This window comes from Pseudomonas sp. PA15(2017) (genome assembly GCF_001945395.1).
Classification (GTDB): Bacteria; Pseudomonadota; Gammaproteobacteria; order Pseudomonadales; family Pseudomonadaceae; genus Aquipseudomonas.
This window is the reverse complement of record NZ_MSXV01000021.1, coordinates 13,717-29,269: the sequence shown is the minus strand read 5'-3', so window position 1 is coordinate 29,269 and position 15,553 is coordinate 13,717. Positions and strand designations below refer to the sequence as shown.

The 15,553-nt window shown below is 59.8% G+C and carries 25 protein-coding genes; 8 read left to right on the top strand and 17 right to left on the bottom strand.

Going from position 1 to position 15,553, the window contains the following annotated elements:
• Window positions 1-144 precede the first annotated feature (144 nt).
• From BVH03_RS26765 to BVH03_RS07890, 7 genes are all read right to left on the bottom strand, one after another.
• The gene (locus BVH03_RS26765; protein ID WP_256574655.1) at window positions 145-267 is read right to left on the bottom strand and encodes a hypothetical protein; all 123 of its coding nucleotides are present in this window, start codon (window positions 265-267) and stop codon (window positions 145-147) included.
• 19 nt (window positions 268-286) lie between these two features.
• Window positions 287-646, bottom strand: coding sequence for a hypothetical protein (locus BVH03_RS07920; RefSeq protein WP_075960657.1), 360 nt, complete (start codon window positions 644-646; stop codon window positions 287-289).
• Window positions 647-1,116: 470 nt separating this feature from the next.
• A complete protein-coding gene (locus BVH03_RS07910) occupies window positions 1,117-1,314 on the bottom strand; it encodes a hypothetical protein (RefSeq protein ID WP_027903343.1) in 198 nt (65 codons plus the stop codon).
• On the bottom strand, window positions 1,296-1,634 hold the full coding sequence (locus BVH03_RS07905; protein ID WP_075960656.1) for a DUF5447 family protein: 339 nt from the start codon (window positions 1,632-1,634) through the stop codon (window positions 1,296-1,298). The genes BVH03_RS07910 and BVH03_RS07905 overlap by 19 nt, the downstream gene beginning before the upstream one ends.
• A 3-nt stretch (window positions 1,635-1,637) precedes the next feature.
• Entirely contained in the window at window positions 1,638-1,862 is a 225-nt protein-coding gene (locus BVH03_RS07900; RefSeq protein WP_075960655.1) for a hypothetical protein, read from the bottom strand.
• Window positions 1,859-2,059, bottom strand: coding sequence for a hypothetical protein (locus BVH03_RS07895; RefSeq protein ID WP_256574654.1), 201 nt, complete (start codon window positions 2,057-2,059; stop codon window positions 1,859-1,861). Before BVH03_RS07895 ends, BVH03_RS07900 begins: the two co-directional genes overlap by 4 nt.
• Entirely contained in the window at window positions 2,059-2,223 is a 165-nt protein-coding gene (locus BVH03_RS07890) for a DNA-binding protein (RefSeq protein ID WP_172140312.1), read from the bottom strand. The genes BVH03_RS07895 and BVH03_RS07890 overlap by 1 nt, the downstream gene beginning before the upstream one ends.
• A gap of 196 nt (window positions 2,224-2,419) precedes the next feature.
• Between BVH03_RS07890 and BVH03_RS26760 the strand changes: the two genes are divergently transcribed.
• From BVH03_RS26760 to BVH03_RS07875, 3 genes are all read left to right on the top strand, one after another.
• Complete coding sequence (locus tag BVH03_RS26760; protein ID WP_075960653.1) at window positions 2,420-2,692, top strand: hypothetical protein; 273 nt, start codon at window positions 2,420-2,422, stop codon at window positions 2,690-2,692.
• A gap of 112 nt (window positions 2,693-2,804) precedes the next feature.
• Entirely contained in the window at window positions 2,805-3,071 is a 267-nt protein-coding gene (locus BVH03_RS07880; protein WP_143485915.1) for a hypothetical protein, read from the top strand.
• Window positions 3,072-3,099: 28 nt separating this feature from the next.
• Complete coding sequence (locus BVH03_RS07875; RefSeq protein WP_075960651.1) at window positions 3,100-3,642, top strand: hypothetical protein; 543 nt, start codon at window positions 3,100-3,102, stop codon at window positions 3,640-3,642.
• Window positions 3,643-3,731: 89 nt separating this feature from the next.
• On the opposite strand, the gene BVH03_RS25860 is transcribed toward BVH03_RS07875, so the two are convergent.
• From BVH03_RS25860 to BVH03_RS07845, 6 genes are all read right to left on the bottom strand, one after another.
• Window positions 3,732-4,229 carry a hypothetical protein gene (locus tag BVH03_RS25860; protein WP_143485914.1) on the bottom strand — a complete coding sequence of 166 codons (498 nt, stop codon included), beginning with the start codon at window positions 4,227-4,229 and terminating at the stop codon, window positions 3,732-3,734.
• A complete protein-coding gene (locus BVH03_RS07870; RefSeq protein WP_075960650.1) occupies window positions 4,229-4,543 on the bottom strand; it encodes a hypothetical protein in 315 nt (104 codons plus the stop codon). The genes BVH03_RS25860 and BVH03_RS07870 overlap by 1 nt, the downstream gene beginning before the upstream one ends.
• Window positions 4,544-5,292: 749 nt before the next feature.
• Complete coding sequence (locus tag BVH03_RS26755; protein ID WP_256574653.1) at window positions 5,293-5,499, bottom strand: tyrosine-type recombinase/integrase; 207 nt, start codon at window positions 5,497-5,499, stop codon at window positions 5,293-5,295.
• Between the two features lie 314 nt (window positions 5,500-5,813).
• Window positions 5,814-6,167, bottom strand: coding sequence for an iron-sulfur cluster insertion protein ErpA (erpA, locus tag BVH03_RS07855; protein WP_013789740.1), 354 nt, complete (start codon window positions 6,165-6,167; stop codon window positions 5,814-5,816).
• Window positions 6,168-6,243: 76 nt separating this feature from the next.
• Window positions 6,244-6,654, bottom strand: coding sequence for a polymer-forming cytoskeletal protein (locus tag BVH03_RS07850; RefSeq protein ID WP_075960648.1), 411 nt, complete (start codon window positions 6,652-6,654; stop codon window positions 6,244-6,246).
• Between the two features lie 13 nt (window positions 6,655-6,667).
• Window positions 6,668-7,597 carry a DUF6776 family protein gene (locus BVH03_RS07845; RefSeq protein ID WP_143485913.1) on the bottom strand — a complete coding sequence of 310 codons (930 nt, stop codon included), beginning with the start codon at window positions 7,595-7,597 and terminating at the stop codon, window positions 6,668-6,670.
• Between BVH03_RS07845 and hemJ the strand changes: the two genes are divergently transcribed.
• The 3 genes from hemJ to BVH03_RS07830 all read left to right on the top strand — a co-directional run bounded on the left by hemJ (window position 7,597) and on the right by BVH03_RS07830 (window position 10,050).
• Window positions 7,597-8,022, top strand: a complete 426-nt coding sequence (hemJ, locus tag BVH03_RS07840) for a protoporphyrinogen oxidase HemJ (RefSeq protein ID WP_075960646.1) — start codon at window positions 7,597-7,599, stop codon at window positions 8,020-8,022. The genes BVH03_RS07845 and hemJ overlap by 1 nt on opposite strands.
• A gap of 138 nt (window positions 8,023-8,160) precedes the next feature.
• Entirely contained in the window at window positions 8,161-9,150 is a 990-nt protein-coding gene (locus tag BVH03_RS07835; protein ID WP_075960645.1) for a DUF805 domain-containing protein, read from the top strand.
• Between the two features lie 111 nt (window positions 9,151-9,261).
• On the top strand, window positions 9,262-10,050 hold the full coding sequence (locus BVH03_RS07830; protein ID WP_075960644.1) for an SDR family oxidoreductase: 789 nt from the start codon (window positions 9,262-9,264) through the stop codon (window positions 10,048-10,050).
• A 1-nt stretch (window position 10,051) separates the two neighbouring features.
• Here the strand turns inward: BVH03_RS07830 and BVH03_RS07825 are convergent, their stop codons facing one another.
• A complete protein-coding gene (locus BVH03_RS07825; protein WP_075960643.1) occupies window positions 10,052-11,533 on the bottom strand; it encodes an AAA family ATPase in 1,482 nt (493 codons plus the stop codon).
• 173 nt (window positions 11,534-11,706) lie between these two features.
• On the opposite strand from BVH03_RS07825, the gene coq7 reads away from it, so the two are divergent.
• On the top strand, window positions 11,707-12,354 hold the full coding sequence (gene coq7, locus BVH03_RS07820) for a 2-polyprenyl-3-methyl-6-methoxy-1,4-benzoquinone monooxygenase (RefSeq protein WP_075960642.1): 648 nt from the start codon (window positions 11,707-11,709) through the stop codon (window positions 12,352-12,354).
• A 39-nt stretch (window positions 12,355-12,393) separates the two neighbouring features.
• Here the strand turns inward: coq7 and BVH03_RS07815 are convergent, their stop codons facing one another.
• Window positions 12,394-12,819, bottom strand: a complete 426-nt coding sequence (locus BVH03_RS07815; RefSeq protein WP_075960641.1) for an OsmC family protein — start codon at window positions 12,817-12,819, stop codon at window positions 12,394-12,396.
• A 36-nt stretch (window positions 12,820-12,855) separates the two neighbouring features.
• Window positions 12,856-13,035, bottom strand: a complete 180-nt coding sequence (locus tag BVH03_RS25855; RefSeq protein WP_143485912.1) for a hypothetical protein — start codon at window positions 13,033-13,035, stop codon at window positions 12,856-12,858.
• A gap of 88 nt (window positions 13,036-13,123) precedes the next feature.
• Here BVH03_RS25855 and crp point away from each other — a divergent pair, with 88 nt between their 5' ends.
• On the top strand, window positions 13,124-13,768 hold the full coding sequence (gene crp / locus BVH03_RS07810; protein WP_075932187.1) for a cAMP-activated global transcriptional regulator CRP: 645 nt from the start codon (window positions 13,124-13,126) through the stop codon (window positions 13,766-13,768).
• A gap of 36 nt (window positions 13,769-13,804) precedes the next feature.
• Here crp and BVH03_RS07805 read toward each other — a convergent pair whose 3' ends face one another.
• Complete coding sequence (locus BVH03_RS07805) at window positions 13,805-15,541, bottom strand: PTS fructose-like transporter subunit IIB (RefSeq protein WP_075960640.1); 1,737 nt, start codon at window positions 15,539-15,541, stop codon at window positions 13,805-13,807.
• Window positions 15,542-15,553 lie beyond the last annotated feature (12 nt).

Here is a 15,553-nt window from a genome sequence, read left to right as displayed (position 1 = left end):
GAGACCAGGATGTCTACGTATCCAGCGGCCTCAGGTGGAATCAGGTAGGCCTGTTGCCAGCCAAGCTGGGTGCAGGTCATGGATGAGTCAGTACTCACCCACTCCATGCACACTTGAACGGCAACGACCGACATTCAGGTGCACTCAGTACGGGGAGAACTGGCCGGCTACCGGGGCCATGCGCACGGCATAGGCAAACCCGTCAGCGTTGCCCCAGGCGTAACCGCCTACGAAGGCCAGTGCAGCGATGAACAGATAACGGCGCATGGCTCAGCCTCCCCGGTGCTTAGGGCTTGGGTTGTTCAGTGGGTTTGGCGGCGCTGGCAGCAGGTGAGGCTGCAGCAGTGGCGGCTGGCTTGGCCTGCGCCTTGGCGGACTCAACGTGCAACACGATGAACTTGCCGGCGTTCTTGGAGCCGCGTTCGATTTCCGCGGTTACGCGGACGGTTTCGAGTACGTCCAGGCCTTTGCAGGCGGCCCACACTTCGTCGCGCACTTCCTCGGAAACCTGCATGGAGAGCAGCGAGATGCCGAGGTCTTTTTCGCCGTCCGGCTCATCACCGAAATAGAGTTTGATCAGGTCAACGTTGTCGAACTGGACGCGCTCGGCGCTGATGAAAGCCAGATCCATAGTTGTACGTGCCATGTGTGTTGCCTCGCTAAGTTGCGCGTTACATGCGCTTTTCAGGTTTTTCAGGCCGAGCAGTCCCGTTAAGCCAACTTTGTGTTCTTGGCTTTGTTCGTTACTGGTGCCTGGGTCGGTTTGTTGCGGTTATCAGGTGATGCGGTTGGTACGTTGAAGTCTGTTCACACCAAGGGCTTCGCCCTTGTCATCCCACTCTTGCCGCCGAGGGCTCAGGAGCGCGGGGCGGAGAAGCTGCCCCACACTCATGAGCGGAGGCTGATTTGTCCGGGGGGCGTTCAATAGTTCGCGCTGCCCGTGCTTCCGTTCGACGGAACGATGAAGCGTGTTCCGACGAGCCGGGAGCGCGGCTATTGACCGATCCAGCATTGCGGAAGAAGCCCAGGCGGATAAGGCCGTACATATAGAACGGGAGGATCATCACCAGCACGATGCCGGCCAGGATGAAGCCCATCTCGATGACGCTTGGCGACTTATCGAACATTGATCACCCCATGAACGACCGGGCCTTGCAGGGCCATGACGATTTCTTGCCATTCCTGAACGTCCCAGCGCTCGGGAATGCCCTTTTGGTCGGCAGCGTCCTGTTGGATCTGTGCGCGGGCAAGCTGCTGGCTGGCCAGGGGCAACAGCTCAGCGGCTTGGGCGACGGTCAGGACGATGCCGGGCATTGCTCAGACTCCAGCTCGAACAGATCCCAGCGCGGGACGTAGGGCGTTGGCTTGCCGGTGTTCTCCACCACGTACCAGTACCGAGGCGGGCGCGGGGTTGGTGAGTGCTGGGGACAGGTAAAGCCCGAGACCCAGCGGTAGGTACTGCTCACGTGCAGCCAGTGCCCGTTCACCAGCCGCATTTGGCCAACGACCGGAAAACAGCGCACGGGGCGGCATTGGGTGCAGCGTGGCGACAGGCTGATAGGCCCCAGTCTTCTGACATAGCAGACAGAGCAGTCGCAGTCCGGCCTGTGGGGTTGGTGCAGGTACTTTTGCATTGGTCATCTGGCCTCCCCCATGGCTAGGCGGTAGCCGATAAAAATTGCGCCCATGGAAGCAGCGACGATGGCGGCAATTGCCTGTACAGGAGCATCGACGATCAGAGCCCAAATGCTCTTGAGCAGATGGCCGAACAGCACGCAGAAGGCGACGTAAGCGGAGAGCCAGAACAGCCAGACGCAGAGGTCTTTGAATTGCTGAACAGAGAACAGGGCAGGTGCTTTCATGCGGAAGTCCTCACGCCACGGACGCGGAACAGAGCCAGGGCACGTTCAGGACGCCAGTGGGCGTACATGCTGGCAATGGTGCTACCCACGTAGGCGTTGCAGTCCATGAGGGACGGGCCGGTGTGCACGCGGTGCCAGCGGCGTTGCTTGGACGGGCCGTGGAAGGTGCAGGTCTCGACGACGTATTGAGTTTTCATCACTCCCACTCCTCTTCCATGAGCTGCTTAGTCAGCAGTGCAACGTTCACCAGAACGTATTTGCCGATCTTCTTGGACGGCAGGTAGCCGTTGCGAATCCAGCCCCGCACGGTGTCGTGTTCGTTCTCCATGCGTATCCAGTTAGCGAACTCGCGCCATGGCATCACTGGCGGGGCTCCAACTACGCGGCTTAAAGTCAGGTCGGTTCCTTCCACAATCTTGCCCTTTGTTGCACTATGAAGGTCTTTATCGGGGCGATACTAAAACGCTGGCAGACCAGCGCTTTACGTAATCTACATTCGTAATATACAACGATAGTAGAGCCATTTGTATATTACAGACGTAAATTTATAGACGATTATGGAATCGATAGACGACCGAGTTAGAACTCTTGTCGATAAGGCAGGCATGGACGAGTTGGTCAAAAAGACTGAAATCGGGAGCACCCGATGGAGAACAGTTCGCTACGACAAGCGAACCAGGATCAGCACACATGAAGTCGAGGCGCTAACCAAGCTCTACCCGCAATACGCACTGTGGCTAGCGTTGGGGCAGATTGCGCCGGAAAGCGGCCAAACGAGCCCTGAGTACGACGAGGCCAACCGAACCTTGACCGGTCAAAACGCGGGATAGCGATCACTCAGGAAGTAGCTAGGCGCTGGTACGCCCGAAGGGAATCGAGATAGGGATGAAACGGATAATTGCGACAGCGAGCTTAGCCATTTGCATGTCAGCAAATGCGGACTTGTTCGACGATGCAGCAAAGGGAATCAGCGACTACGTTATGAAGCCCATGGCCGACTCTCTCAATAAGCGAGTGCAACGCTCGCTAGCCGAAGGGAGTGGCCCGATGGCCAAGGGCGCGAGAGCGAACCTCAAGCAGCAAGAACTCGCCGAGAAAGAAGCGAATCGTGGCGTGCGCCGGTCGGTTAAAGACTGCATGAAACCGGGCAACGTGATTGATGACGACGTACAAGAATGCGTACAGGGTTATCGAGAGAAAACGTGGTGATTAGCTAGACGCAGACAAGGATGAACATATGAAAGCTGACAGGGATGACGCACCTACCTACGTCAGGCCGAGTGCCCGCAAAAGCGACATGACAACATGGGTTGTTGCTTCATTCCTGGGCAGCGCCTTCACAGTCGGGCTGCTGTACACGCTGAGCTCTCTTTACATGCAGGGCAAGGTTGATCAGCTAGAGAACACGCATAAGCCAAAACCAGCTCCCGTTGCAGAAATCACCAGATCGGTGCCCGCCGAAAAAGACTGGGACAAGATCGTTGAGGACGTGGCCCGACGCAGCAATGCGGCTAACCAAGATCAGCCACGCAAGCAACAGACACAGCAGCCGGATAAACAAACCGAATACAGCACAGCAACATACGTTCCGCAGACATTGCCCAACGTAATCCCGTCTCAACGCGCTTATTCACAACAGGCGAAACCACAGCAACAAAGCAAAAAACAAGAGATCGTGATTATCGGCAAGGAAACTCGTTTAAGAGACTTTTGTCCTTATGCCGAAGGGAGCATTGAAAGACGTAACTGCAAAGCGCAGATAGGTCTTCAGCACAGATAAGAAAAAACCAGAACTAACAAAACCATTAGAAAATAAACAGATGATTACGAAGCCAGAAAAATGGTAAAAGAACACATTCCTTTGGCAGCCTATTCCAAATGTTCCCATTCTTTATATATATTAAGTATTGGCTTATATGATGACGTCAGAGGGTTAAAATACTCTTGCAAATCTTCATTTTCGACAAGCCTCCGAATTTCAGTTTTATATGTTTTTCTAAACCTTATCTTATCGACTTTTCCGTCGGCATATTTTGAACAAGCTGAATCATAATAATTAATTAGAGTCTGCGTCGCTGCGTTGAAATTTTTTCGATAAAGCGACAATGCTTCCACATCTTCACTTGACAGTGCGTTGGCCTTTTCTTTGGCAACAAAGGGAACCATTATAAGGGCTATCTCGTTGATCTTTGATTTAGCATTCTCTATAGATTGACTTATTTCAAGCTCAACCATGGCATGCTGCAGGCTTAAGTTTTCTTGAGCGATTGCATTTGCCTTTTCATTTGACTGTTTAGCGAAAATGACAGCTCCAACAGAAGTGATTAGACTGAGAAATGCTATAGCCTCACTTGCCCCGACTTCCATCACTCTGCCTTTTTCTTCATTGCGCTAATGACATCTAATATATCGCTATTGTCTGATGCTGTGGCGCCTTGCTTATTTATTTCATAGGACCTGGACTCATCAAGATGCTCAAGCCCCGGCACGCCCCTAATGAGTTTTTCTAACTCGTCTAGGATTTCTACTTTTGTGTTACGATCGATCGGTCTTTGAGTAGCAGTGAATACCAGAGAATTAAGATCGAGCTGTATTCTCTTAAGCTCAGCTAGCCGATCCTTTGATTCTAATAACCGTTTAAAGTAATGAAGGGCGCGATCTTTACTGCTCATTGATGCCATGTTAATGCTCCATGCTAGAGCTTATTTAATATAAGCCAGGCAGCTACAGTTTTTAAATTTATCGGTAAGTTTAAGTATCTGATCCAATAACCATACCTAATAGACAGGGCAATATGGCCAGATAAGCCATCTATGAGAGGCCTATGCTTTAGGCTCTGATGGCATGAAGCTACCTATAGGGAGTCAGACTGTCTAGATGCAATGTCGAAAAACTGTCGAAATCAACAGGCGGCAAAGGCCGGCAGTGGGCAGGAGGAGCATGAAAATGCCCTGAATCTGCTAGCGTTGGCCAGCAACGGGCTACAACGGGCAGGAGATAAAACGGATTCAAATCCCCCCGGCTCCACCAAATAAACCCCTGATTTTCCTAGAGAAAGTCAGGGGTTTTTCTTTGGGTGTCGTAAAGGTGTCGTAACCGCCTATCCTTGCAAAAGGATATCTGTATGAAACTACTGGCAATTGCTGTACCGTCGCGCCGCCCACGCCCACGCCCACACACGAGTGCAGCTCCTTGAAGATAGACCTAAAAGATCTAGATTTCGGAAGCGTCGAGCGCTATTGCGCAGACGGTGCTATCGAAATCATCAAGGCTGGGATGGCAAAAGATCCAAAAAGCATTAACGAGCTTGTGAGATTGATCGAAGCACACCAGTCAGATAAGCACTCGCCGGGCGAGCTGAGGTATATCAAGCACCTTGCAGCTAATGCCTTAGCCAGAGCGAGAATCAGCGACAAGTAGCCGCTGAGAATCACAACGAAGGGCCGAAGCGCAAAGCGTCCTGCAGATGGTCAGGAGCGAGATGCGCATATCGCATAGCCATAGCCAAGCTCGACTGACCCAGGATTCGCTGCAGCGTGACGATATTCCCGCCGTTCTGGATGAAGTGGCTAGCAAAGGTGTGACGTAGTGCCTGCGCCGCCTGCCCCTTCGGTAGCTTGATGGTCGTCCGGGCCAAGGCACGGCGGAATGCAGTGATGGCGGCGTTTGGCTGTCCATATTCATGCTAGTGACGAATGACCCTGGCTTCAAGTTCCGCAGAGATAGGCCCTGCTCGCACCTTGCCGCTTTTTGGAGCCGTCGAAGGAGCCTTTGGACATCGCATCCCGGTGGCCCTGACAGATCCGTACGATCATTTCCGTGTGTCGGCAGCACCGAGCAGCGCCTGACGACAGGAAACTACGTGCGATGCCGGTGACACCTACCCAGCCTGAGCGAACCACACAAACAAAAACGCCGCGCAAATGCGCGGCGTTTTCAGGCAAGGCAAACTCAGATCGAGAACGACGAGCCGCAACCGCAGGTGGTGGTCGCGTTGGGGTTCTTGATCACGAAGCGAGAGCCTTCGAGGCCTTCCTGGTAATCCACTTCCGCACCGACCAGGTACTGGAAGCTCATCGGGTCGACGACCAGGCTGACGCCCTCGCGCTCGACGATGGTGTCGTCGTCGGCCACTTCTTCATCGAAGGTGAAGCCGTACTGGAAGCCCGAACAACCGCCTCCCGTGACGAACACGCGCAGCTTGAGGCGCGGGTTGCCCTCCTCATCAACCAGGCTCTTCACCTTGCTGGCCGCACCCTGCGTGAACTGCATCGCAGCGGCAGGGGTGAAGGTTTCGACGCTCATGTTCTATCTCCCGGCGCCAGGCGCCCATACTGCGTGGTAGCGCTGTATTATCCGCTTACCCTAGAAAATTGGTCAACTATTGAGCGTCATCCACGCTCTCGGGCAGCTCCAACGGCCTGTCCTGCTCCTTGATCGGCCGCAGGCCGCCTTCGACCTGAGCGCCCATGGCCATTTCCATCAGCCCGTAATAGAGGTTGCCGCGCACCCGGGCCTTGGGGCCCAGTTCGACGTGCTGGCCGGCATAGACATCACCGACGATCTCGCCGTCGATGACTACATGGGGGGCGCGCACCTCACCTTCAACCTGCCCTTCGACGCTGACCCGCACCAACCCCTGCTCAGTCAGGATGTCGCCGAGCACCTTGCCGTCGACCTGCACCGCGCCCTGAAACTCCAGGTCGCCACGAAACACCGCGCCCGCCGCGATCAGGCTGGTTTTGCCCGTGAAGCGCTGCATGTCTGCCTTGCCCTTGCCTTTATTCCACATGGCGACCCATCACCTATCCGTCAGTCCACTCGATTTGACGCTCGACGGCTTTTCCACCCTCGACATCAGCCTTGATACGTATGCGTTTGGGCGCGAAGCCCTCGGGAATCCGCAGCTCACCCAACCGCCCGCCGTCGGGAATCGCCTGCAGGTGCTTGAACGCGAAGGGAATCGCCTTCTCGGTCGAGCCCTCCGGGAGGTCGCCACTGAGCTGAATCAGCGGCAGACTCTTCGCCTTGCCGTTCATGCTGCCCTCGAGCTGCACGTTCAAACGCCCCTGCAGGGGTTTGTCGTCCTTGCCGATACGGCTGAGCATGAGCTTGAAACGATAGACGCCAGGAGTTTCCGCCGGGTGAATGTCGAAGCTGCGGATCAGCAATCCGTTGACCTTGCTGTCCGGGGCCAGAACACCCTTGTAAAACGCCAGCTCCTGTTGCTGCTTGAAATTCTGCTCTTCGAGCAACTTGATGGTCAGGCGGCTCTGCTCGTTGGATTGCTGCGCCAGTTGCTCACCACTGCTGAGTACCGCCATGCGCTGGCGTAGCTCGTCCAGTTCGCGGGCCTGCGCCTCGACCTGCGCCTGCATTTGCTGGAATGCCAGTGTCTGCTCTTGAGAGGACCTGGCTTGCCACCAGTTGCCGCCATAGAAGGCGAGCGGCACCGTGACGAGCAATATCACCAGCGCAACTCGCAAGCGTCGCTCCTGAGCCCGGTTGCTGGGGCGAACCTCCCAACCCGTCATCAGGACCGATGCCCGGGCACGCTGCCACCGCGGTGCCGCGGTGTAATGGCAAAGGGAGCGGATGGGCGCATCGGGTGCCTCGAAGCTGTTCGACGAAAAGTCCGATGATAAGGCCCACCCTGCCTGCGGCCAACCGTCTTGATGACTATCGAGATCATCGGCACTAGTATCGCAAGCCTCATCAATGAAAAGGAACGGCAATGCTTTATCTGTGGATCAAAGCCCTGCACATCGTCGCCATGGTCTGCTGGTTTGCCGGTCTGTTCTACCTGCCGCGGCTGTTCGTGTACCACGCCATGAGCGAGGACGAGCCGAGCCGTGAACGCTTCAGCACCATGGAGCGCAAGCTGTACCGGGGCATCATGACGCCGGCGATGATCGCCACTCTGGTATTGGGTGTGGGCCTGCTGATGCTCGCGCCAGGCTGGATGAGCCAGGGCTGGATGCATGCCAAGCTCACCCTGGTGGTCCTGCTGGTGGGTTACCACCATATGTGTGGCGCCATGTACAAACGTCTGGCCCGCGGCGAGAACACGCGCAGCCACGTGTTCTATCGCTGGTTCAACGAGGTGCCGGTGCTGATCCTGATCGCCGTCGTCATTCTGGTCGTGGTCAGGCCATTCTGATCCCACGCTGGCGCGCCCTGCTGGCAAGCTGAGAACCACCGCTCAGCTGCACCGAAAACCGACCCTCGCCCACTTGCCGAACCGATGGCGGCGGGATAGGGTCGGCGACCACTTCTTTCCGTGCAGACAAGGACGCGCATGAGCCAGCCCCGCTACAAGATCGTCTTCGATGGCAGCCTGATGCCTGATACCTCGCTTGACGAGGTCAAGGCCAACCTGGTCAGCCTGTTCAAAAGCGATCGCGCGCGTATCGACGCCCTGTTCGGCCGTGGCCCGGTGGCCATCAAGCGTGACCTGGAAGAAGCCCAGGCCGAGCAGTACCTGAACGTGCTGCAGCGTGCCGGTGCCCGCGCTCGCAAGGAGCCGGATCTGGCCGCTGCGCTGAGCCTCGTGGAAACGGATGAAGAGAGAGCCGCCAAGGTGGAGCCAGCGAGCCAGCCGCAGACGTCCATGACCTGCCCCAAGTGCGGCCATCAGCAGCTCACGGCTGCCGAATGCTCGGCTTGCGGTGTGATCATCGAGAAGTACCTGGCCCGCCAGGCGGAAGCGCCGCAAAGCCCGCCACCACGCGCGGCGTCTAGCGTCTCCGGTCAGCCGCAGACACCTTACTCACCGCCCAAGGCGGATATCGACCCCCAGGCTGGCCAGGTTGGCCAGTTGAAGATCAATTCGTTCAAAGGCCGCATCGGCAGGATGCGTTACCTGGCCTGGTCGCTGGCATTGCTGTTCATCTTCGTCGGCGTCATGGCCGGCATCTCGGCCATCACCGTGGTGGCCGATACCCTTGGCAGCATCCTGTTGGTCGGCGCGGTGATCGGCATGCTGGTGATCAGCGCGCAGATCGGCGTGCAGCGTCTGCATGACATGGGCTGGTCCGGCTGGCTGTGGCTGCTCAACGTGGTGCCGATCATCAGCAGCGTGTTCTGGATCGTCATGCTGGTGGTGCCAGGCCCCGCCGGCAGCAACCGCTACGGCCCGCCGCCACCGCCCAACAGCCTCGGCGTGAACCTGGTGGCGGGCATCTTCCTGATTCTGCTCATCGGCGCCCTGCTGATGATGTTTCTGAGCGGCTTCGCCATGCTGGCCATCTTCACCGGCCTGTTCGGCGACCTGTTGACCGGCAGTTGAGGCAGCGTACCGCGAGCACTTTATTTTCTTCACCTGCGCTGCGAGTGCAGCGCTGGCGGCTCGGTTGCGGATAGGCTATACACCTGCCCGCGAAGTGCTCTGGAGAACCTCATGTCACGTTATGCCCTGGTCACGGGTGCCTCGAGCGGCATCGGCCTTGCCCTGGCCGAAGCGCTGGCTCGCCGCGGGCGTAACCTGATCCTCGTGGCGCGCAAGCGCGATGCGCTGGAAAGCATCGCCTACGAGCTGACCCAGCGCTTTTCCGTGGACGTGCTGTTTCGCGTGTGCGACCTCAGCGAGCCTCTGCAACTGTCAGGTCTGCTCCACGAGCTGGAGCAGAACGGCCAGGTCATCGAATTGCTGGTGAACAATGCGGGCCTGGGCAGCGGCGGCGCGTTCGTCGCCCAGGACTGGCGCAACGAACAACGACTGCTGGAGGTCAACGTGCTGGCCCTGGCGCGCCTGTGCCACGCCATCGGCACGGTGATGGCAGCCCGCGGCCACGGGCAGATTCTCAATGTCGCCTCGGTTGCCGCATTCCAGCCCGGCCCGTGGATGAGCAGCTATTACGCCAGCAAGGCCTATGTGCTGCATTTCTCCGAGGGGCTGCGTGAGGAGCTGCGCCCCCATGGCGTCAAGGTTTCGGTGCTCTGCCCCGGCCCGACCCACAGCGCCTTCTTCCGCAATGCCCAGCTCGATGCCACGGCGCTCGAACGCGGCACGCTGATGCTGAGCGCCGAGGAAGTGGCGCTGATTGCCGTGCGCGGCCTGGAGCGCAATCGCGCGATCATCGTGCCCGGTTGGCGCAACAGCCTGCTGACGATGGCGCCCCGGTTGTTTCCCCGCTGGCTGGTGCGGCGAGTGGCGGCGCGCATCAATCGCCGCTTCGGCCGCGCCTGACTCAGTTCGCGCTGACCGTCCGCCCCCGCGCCCAGGCCCGCAGGTCGGCGAGCCGTTCGGCCATGATCACCGACAACGGTGCCGTGGCCTGAATACCGCGCAGCAGCGTGCCATTGTCGACCGACTGCTGCTGCGCCTGGGCCGCATACAGGGCGCTGACCACCACCTGCTCGATCTCGGCGCCGGAAAAGCCATCGGAGGCCGCCGCCAGTTGCACCAAGTCGAAGGCCGAAGGCTCCAGCTCGCGGCGCTGCAGGTGAATGCGAAAGATCTCCGCGCGAATCTCCGCCTCTGGCAGGTCGACGAAGAACAGCTCGTCGAAACGCCCCTTGCGCACCAGCTCCGGCGGCAGGCGGTCGATCACATTGGCAGTGGCCACCATGAACACCGACGACTTGCGTTCGGCCATCCAGGTCAGCAGCGTGCCCAGCACGCGCTGGCTGACGCCGCCATCCTGATCACCGCTGGCCAGGCCCTTCTCGATCTCGTCGACCCACAGCACGCACGGCGACATCTGTTCGGCCAGCGCCAGCGCTTCGCGCAGGTTGCGCTCGGTTTCACCGAAGAACTTGTTGTACAGGCAACCGAAATCCAGGCGCAGCAAGGGCAGCCCCCAGAGCCCGGCCACCGCCTTGGCGGCCAGGCTCTTGCCCGATCCCTGCACGCCGACCAGCAGCACGCCCTTGGGAATATCCACGCCTTCACCCGCGAAGAAGATACGCTGCCGCTCGCCCAGCCAGCGCTTGAGGTTGGCCAGCCCGCCGACATCGGCGAAGCGCGCCGTGTCGTGTTCGTAGCTGAGCACGCCATCGAGTTCGAGCAGCTCGAACTTGGCCTTGTTCAGCTCCGGCAGGTCTTCCTGGGTGATGGCGCCGTCGTCGCAGATCAGGTTGCGGGCCAGCAGCCTCGCCTCGGCGTGGCTCATGCCGCGCAGGTTCTTCACCACCTGCTGCAGGGTGCGGTTATCGGTGCGCACCCGGCGGTTGCGGTTGCGCTCGCTCCAGCGCGCCGCCTCCTCGCGGACGATGGCCAGCAGCTCGTCTTCACCCGGCAGCGCCAGGTTGAATCGCGCGGCGTAGCGCTGCACTTCCGGTGGCAGCTTGCAGGCGTGGGACACCAGCACGAGAGTCGGCGCATGGACGGCATCGGCCATAGCAACCTCCTTGAGCAGGCGCACCAGTTTTGGGTTGTCGGTTAGAAACGGATGCAGGTCGCACATCACGTAAAGACTGCCCTGCTGGTCGGCCTTGATCAGCCGCAACGCCGCTTCGGGGTCGTGGCTATCGCCCTCGGCGAAGGCTTCCCCCGCGAAACCGGCACGCTGCAGGCCGTCGGTGATCGACCAGGTGAACAGGCCCAGCGCGCGACGTACCGCCAGGCCGGTGAGGGTTTCCAGCACGCGGCGCTCGTCCCAGGACTCGATCAGCACCAGCTTGACCTTGGAATCGAGCACCAGCCCCAGGTCGTGAATATCGTTCTTCACAGCAACTCCTTATGCCCAAGCGGCAGCACATGTTCCTGCCAAGCCGAGAGGCGAGCAAGAGGCGGATACACCGCAATGGACGTGCCGCACGTTTATGCGCATGCGCCGGGCGTCACGCCCGTAAACGCCATTTGCGGTAGACTGGCCGCTCATGTCATCGCCGGAGAAACCTCATGGCCAACGACCGCCATTATTCGCCCGTCGACCGCCTGCTGCTGCAAGCCGATATGGCGCTGCGCACGCTACTGCCCTTCAGCGGCCAACCTTCTCGCCCGTCCCCTGCCATCGTCGAGCAGGAGGCCGAGCTCGATGCCAAGCAGACCCGTCATATCGCTGGGCTGATGCGCATCAACCATACTGGCGAGGTCTGCGCCCAGGCGCTGTATCAGGGCCAGGCGCTGACCGCGCGGCTGCCGCGCGTGCGCGAAGCCATGGAGCACGCAGCCGACGAGGAAATCGATCACCTGGCCTGGTGCGAGCAACGCATCCGCCAGCTGGGCAGTCATCCCAGCGTACTGAATCCGGTGTTCTACGGGCTTTCGTTCGGTGTGGGGGCGATAGCGGGTCTGGTCAGCGACCGGGTCAGCCTGGGCTTCGTGGCTGCGACCGAGGATCAGGTGGTCAAACACCTGGACGAGCACCTGGAGCAGATCCCCGAGCAGGACACCAAATCCCGGGCCATCCTCGAACAGATGCGCAGCGATGAGCTGGAACACGCCAACAGCGCGCTGGATGCCGGCGGCGTGCGCTTCCCCGCACCGGTCAAGTTGGGCATGACGCTGTTGTCCAAGGTCATGACCAAAACCACCTATCGCATCTGACGCAGGCAATCACAGGGCGACGCGGGTCGCCCTGCTCTCTCAGGCACCCAGTTCGACGATCTCGTAATCGTGGGTGATTTGCACACCGGCGCGGCCGAGCATGATCGACGCGGAACAGTACTTGTCCGCCGACAGTTCCACCGCGCGCTTGACCTGGGCCTCTTTGAGGCCACGACCTTTGACCACGAAATGCAGGTGGATCTTGGTGAACACCTTGGGATCTTCGGACGCGCGTTCAGCTTCCAGAAAGGCTTCGCAACTCTCGACCGGCTGACGGGATTTCTTGAGGATGCTCACCACATCGAAGTTGCTGCAGCCACCGAGGCCGATCAGCAGCATTTCCATGGGGCGTACGCCCAGGTTGCGGCCGCCGCTCTCGGGTGGCCCGTCCATCACCACCGCATGACCACTGCCGGACTCACCGAGAAACAGCGCTTCACCGGCCCATTGAACGCGAGCTTTCATCGTTGCCGCTCCTCCTTGCAAAAGGCTGGCAGCTTATCACAGCGCAGCTTTTGCACGGCGCACCACGGATGCTGATAGAGTTCCGCCAAGAACGTGTAACGCCTCACAAATCGGACCACCGGTAAGTATCACCGGCCATGATGATGCCGTTTTAATGGCACAATCGATTTCATGAGGTACGACGACGCTCCCGATCGATAAGAACAAGGTATTCATCCGGGCCGCCTTTCCTGCACCGGAGCTGGACAGCGTCACCTACTCACGCCTGTCACAGGCCTATCTTCACAAATTTGGAATTACAGGCATGGTCGCTATCACTCTCACGCCAAAGGTCAAAAACTTCGACAAGCTGCTCGCCCATTGTCACCGTCGTCGCTATACGGCCAAGAGCACCATCATTTATGCCGGTGATCGCAGCGAAACGCTGTACTTCATCGTCAAGGGCTCGGTCACCATCCTGATTGAGGACGATGACGGCCGAGAGATGATCATCGCCTACCTCAATCCCGGCGATTTCTTCGGCGAGATGGGCCTGTTCTGCAAGGAAGGCGCCGAGAAGGAACGCAGCGCCTGGGTACGCGCGAAGACAGAGTGTGAAGTGGCCGAGCTGAGCTACGCCAAGTTCCGCGAGTTGACCCAGCAGGACCCGGACATCATGTTCGCCCTGGGCTCGCAGATGGCCGAACGCCTGCGCAACACCACCCGCAAGGTCGGTGACCTGGCCTTTCTCGACGTGACCGGTCGCGTGGCGCGCACCCTGCTCGACCTGTGCAAGCAGCCCGATGCCATGACCCACCCCGACGGCATGCAGATCAAGATCACCCGCCAGGAAATCGGCCGTATCGTCGGCTGCTCGCGGGAGATGGTCGGCCGCGTACTCAAGTCCCTGGAAGAACAGGGCCTGGTGTTCGTGAAAGGCAAGACCATGGTGGTCTTCGGTACGCGCTGAAAAAAACGGGGCATCGATCGCTGCCCCGTTCCGCCATCAAGCCTTGGCCGCGACCGCCAGGGCTTCGACTTCAGGCCGTTTGATCAGCGCGTAAACCACGCCGGTCACCAGGCTGCCCGCCACGATGGCCAGCATATACAGCAACGCATGATTGATGGCGTTGGGGATCAGCAGCACGAACAAGCCGCCATGCGGCGCCATCAGCTTGCAGCCGAAGTACATCGACAGCGCACCGGTCAGCGCGCCGCCGGCGATGCTGGCCGGGATCACGCGCAAGGGGTCCTTGGCCGCGAACGGGATCGCCCCTTCCGAGATGAAGCACAGCCCCAGCACGCCAGCAGCCTTGCCGGCCTCACGCTCGGTCTGGCTGAATTTGCGCCGGGCCAGCACGGTGGCAATGGCCATGCCGATTGGCGGCACCATGCCGGCGGCCATGGTCGCGGCCATCGGTGCGTAACTCTGCGAGGCCAGCAGGCCAACCGAGAATGCATAGGCTGCCTTGTTGATCGGCCCACCCAGGTCCACGCACATCATGCCGCCGAGCAGCAAGCCGAGCAGGATCGCGTTGGTGGTGCCCATGTTCTGCAGAAAGGCTTCCAGCGAGGCCATGATCGCGGCCACCGGCGTGCCGATCACATAGATCATCGCCAGCCCGGTGACCAGGCTGGCGAGCAGCGGAATCAGCAGGATCGGCTTCAGCGCTTCGATGCTCTGCGGCAGGCGCAGCCAGCGATTGAGCGCCAGGGCCAGGTAACCGGCCAGGAAGCCGGCGATGATGCCGCCCAGAAAGCCGGTACCCAGGGCACTGGCCAGCATGCCACCGATCATGCCGGGCGCCAGGCCTGGGCGGTCGGCGATCGAGTAGGCGATGTAACCCGCCAGCACCGGAATCATCAGCGCGAACGCGGCATCGCCGCCGATCTTCATCAAGGCCGCCGGCAGGGTACCTTCCTGCTTGAAGGCCTCGATGCCGAAGACGAACGACAGGGCGATCAGCAAGCCCCCCGCTACCACCATCGGCAGCATGAAGGAAACGCCGGTCAGCAGGTGCTTGTAAGGGCCGCTCTTGGTAGCCGGCTTGCCGCTCTCGGCGCTCTGCGCCTGCCCCGCGCCCTGCTGCAGAACGCCTTCGGCCAGCGCCTTCTGTAGCGTCTGCTTGGGCTGCTTGAGGGCGACGCCCGTGCCGCAGCGATAGACTTTCTTGCCGGCGAAGCGGTCGGTTTCCACCTCGATATCGGTGGCCAGCAGCACCACGTCGGCCGCGGCGATGCTCGCCTCGTCGAGCAGATTGCGCGCACCGACCGAGCCGCGGGTTTCCACCTTCAGGTCATAGCCCAGTTGCTCGGCCGCCTGCTGCAGCGCTTCGGCGGCCATGAAGGTGTGCGCCACACCGGTCGGGCAGGCGGTGATCGCCACCAGCCGGGGCTTGCCGGACGGAGCCGTAGCGGCCGGTGCCACTTGATCCAGCACCTGCGCCTGCTCGGCAGCGGTACGCAGAAATTGCTGCGGGTCGGCCAGTGCCTCGGAAGGAGTGGATTGCACCACGCGCTTGCCGACGAAACGCTGCAGATCCAGCTCACCGGTCTTGACCACCAGCACCAGCTCCGCCGCCTCGATGGCTGCCGCGCTCAGCGGCGAGCCAATGGCCTTGGCATCATGCACCTCGACCTGGGTGGACCAACCCAGTCGCTCGGCCGCCGCCTGCAGCAGGCGGGAACACAACACGCTGGTGACCTGACCATTGGGGCAGGCGGTAACGATCAGCACATTCATTGCAGCGACCTC

Excerpts from the sequence above, each read along its gene's own strand:
- BVH03_RS26765 (WP_256574655.1), bottom strand. The coding sequence starts at position 267 with ATGCGCCGTTATCTGTTCATCGCTGCACTGGCCTTCGTAGGCGGTTAC.
- BVH03_RS07920 (WP_075960657.1), bottom strand. The coding sequence starts at position 646 with ATGGCACGTACAACTATGGATCTGGCTTTCATCAGCGCCGAGCGCGTC.
- BVH03_RS07910 (WP_027903343.1), bottom strand. The coding sequence starts at position 1,314 with ATGCCCGGCATCGTCCTGACCGTCGCCCAAGCCGCTGAGCTGTTGCCC.
- BVH03_RS07905 (WP_075960656.1), bottom strand. The coding sequence starts at position 1,634 with ATGCAAAAGTACCTGCACCAACCCCACAGGCCGGACTGCGACTGCTCT.
- BVH03_RS07900 (WP_075960655.1), bottom strand. The coding sequence starts at position 1,862 with ATGAAAGCACCTGCCCTGTTCTCTGTTCAGCAATTCAAAGACCTCTGC.
- BVH03_RS07895 (WP_256574654.1), bottom strand. The coding sequence starts at position 2,059 with ATGAAAACTCAATACGTCGTCGAGACCTGCACCTTCCACGGCCCGTCC.
- BVH03_RS07890 (WP_172140312.1), bottom strand. The coding sequence starts at position 2,223 with ATGCCATGGCGCGAGTTCGCTAACTGGATACGCATGGAGAACGAACAC.
- BVH03_RS26760 (WP_075960653.1), top strand. The coding sequence starts at position 2,420 with ATGGAATCGATAGACGACCGAGTTAGAACTCTTGTCGATAAGGCAGGC.
- BVH03_RS07875 (WP_075960651.1), top strand. The coding sequence starts at position 3,100 with ATGAAAGCTGACAGGGATGACGCACCTACCTACGTCAGGCCGAGTGCC.
- BVH03_RS25860 (WP_143485914.1), bottom strand. The coding sequence starts at position 4,229 with ATGGAAGTCGGGGCAAGTGAGGCTATAGCATTTCTCAGTCTAATCACT.
- BVH03_RS07870 (WP_075960650.1), bottom strand. The coding sequence starts at position 4,543 with ATGGCATCAATGAGCAGTAAAGATCGCGCCCTTCATTACTTTAAACGG.
- erpA (WP_013789740.1), bottom strand. The coding sequence starts at position 6,167 with ATGAGCGTCGAAACCTTCACCCCTGCCGCTGCGATGCAGTTCACGCAG.
- BVH03_RS07850 (WP_075960648.1), bottom strand. The coding sequence starts at position 6,654 with ATGTGGAATAAAGGCAAGGGCAAGGCAGACATGCAGCGCTTCACGGGC.
- hemJ (WP_075960646.1), top strand. The coding sequence starts at position 7,597 with ATGCTTTATCTGTGGATCAAAGCCCTGCACATCGTCGCCATGGTCTGC.
- BVH03_RS07835 (WP_075960645.1), top strand. The coding sequence starts at position 8,161 with ATGAGCCAGCCCCGCTACAAGATCGTCTTCGATGGCAGCCTGATGCCT.
- BVH03_RS07830 (WP_075960644.1), top strand. The coding sequence starts at position 9,262 with ATGTCACGTTATGCCCTGGTCACGGGTGCCTCGAGCGGCATCGGCCTT.
- coq7 (WP_075960642.1), top strand. The coding sequence starts at position 11,707 with ATGGCCAACGACCGCCATTATTCGCCCGTCGACCGCCTGCTGCTGCAA.
- BVH03_RS07815 (WP_075960641.1), bottom strand. The coding sequence starts at position 12,819 with ATGAAAGCTCGCGTTCAATGGGCCGGTGAAGCGCTGTTTCTCGGTGAG.
- BVH03_RS25855 (WP_143485912.1), bottom strand. The coding sequence starts at position 13,035 with ATGAATACCTTGTTCTTATCGATCGGGAGCGTCGTCGTACCTCATGAA.
- crp (WP_075932187.1), top strand. The coding sequence starts at position 13,124 with ATGGTCGCTATCACTCTCACGCCAAAGGTCAAAAACTTCGACAAGCTG.
- BVH03_RS07805 (WP_075960640.1), bottom strand. The coding sequence starts at position 15,541 with ATGAATGTGCTGATCGTTACCGCCTGCCCCAATGGTCAGGTCACCAGC.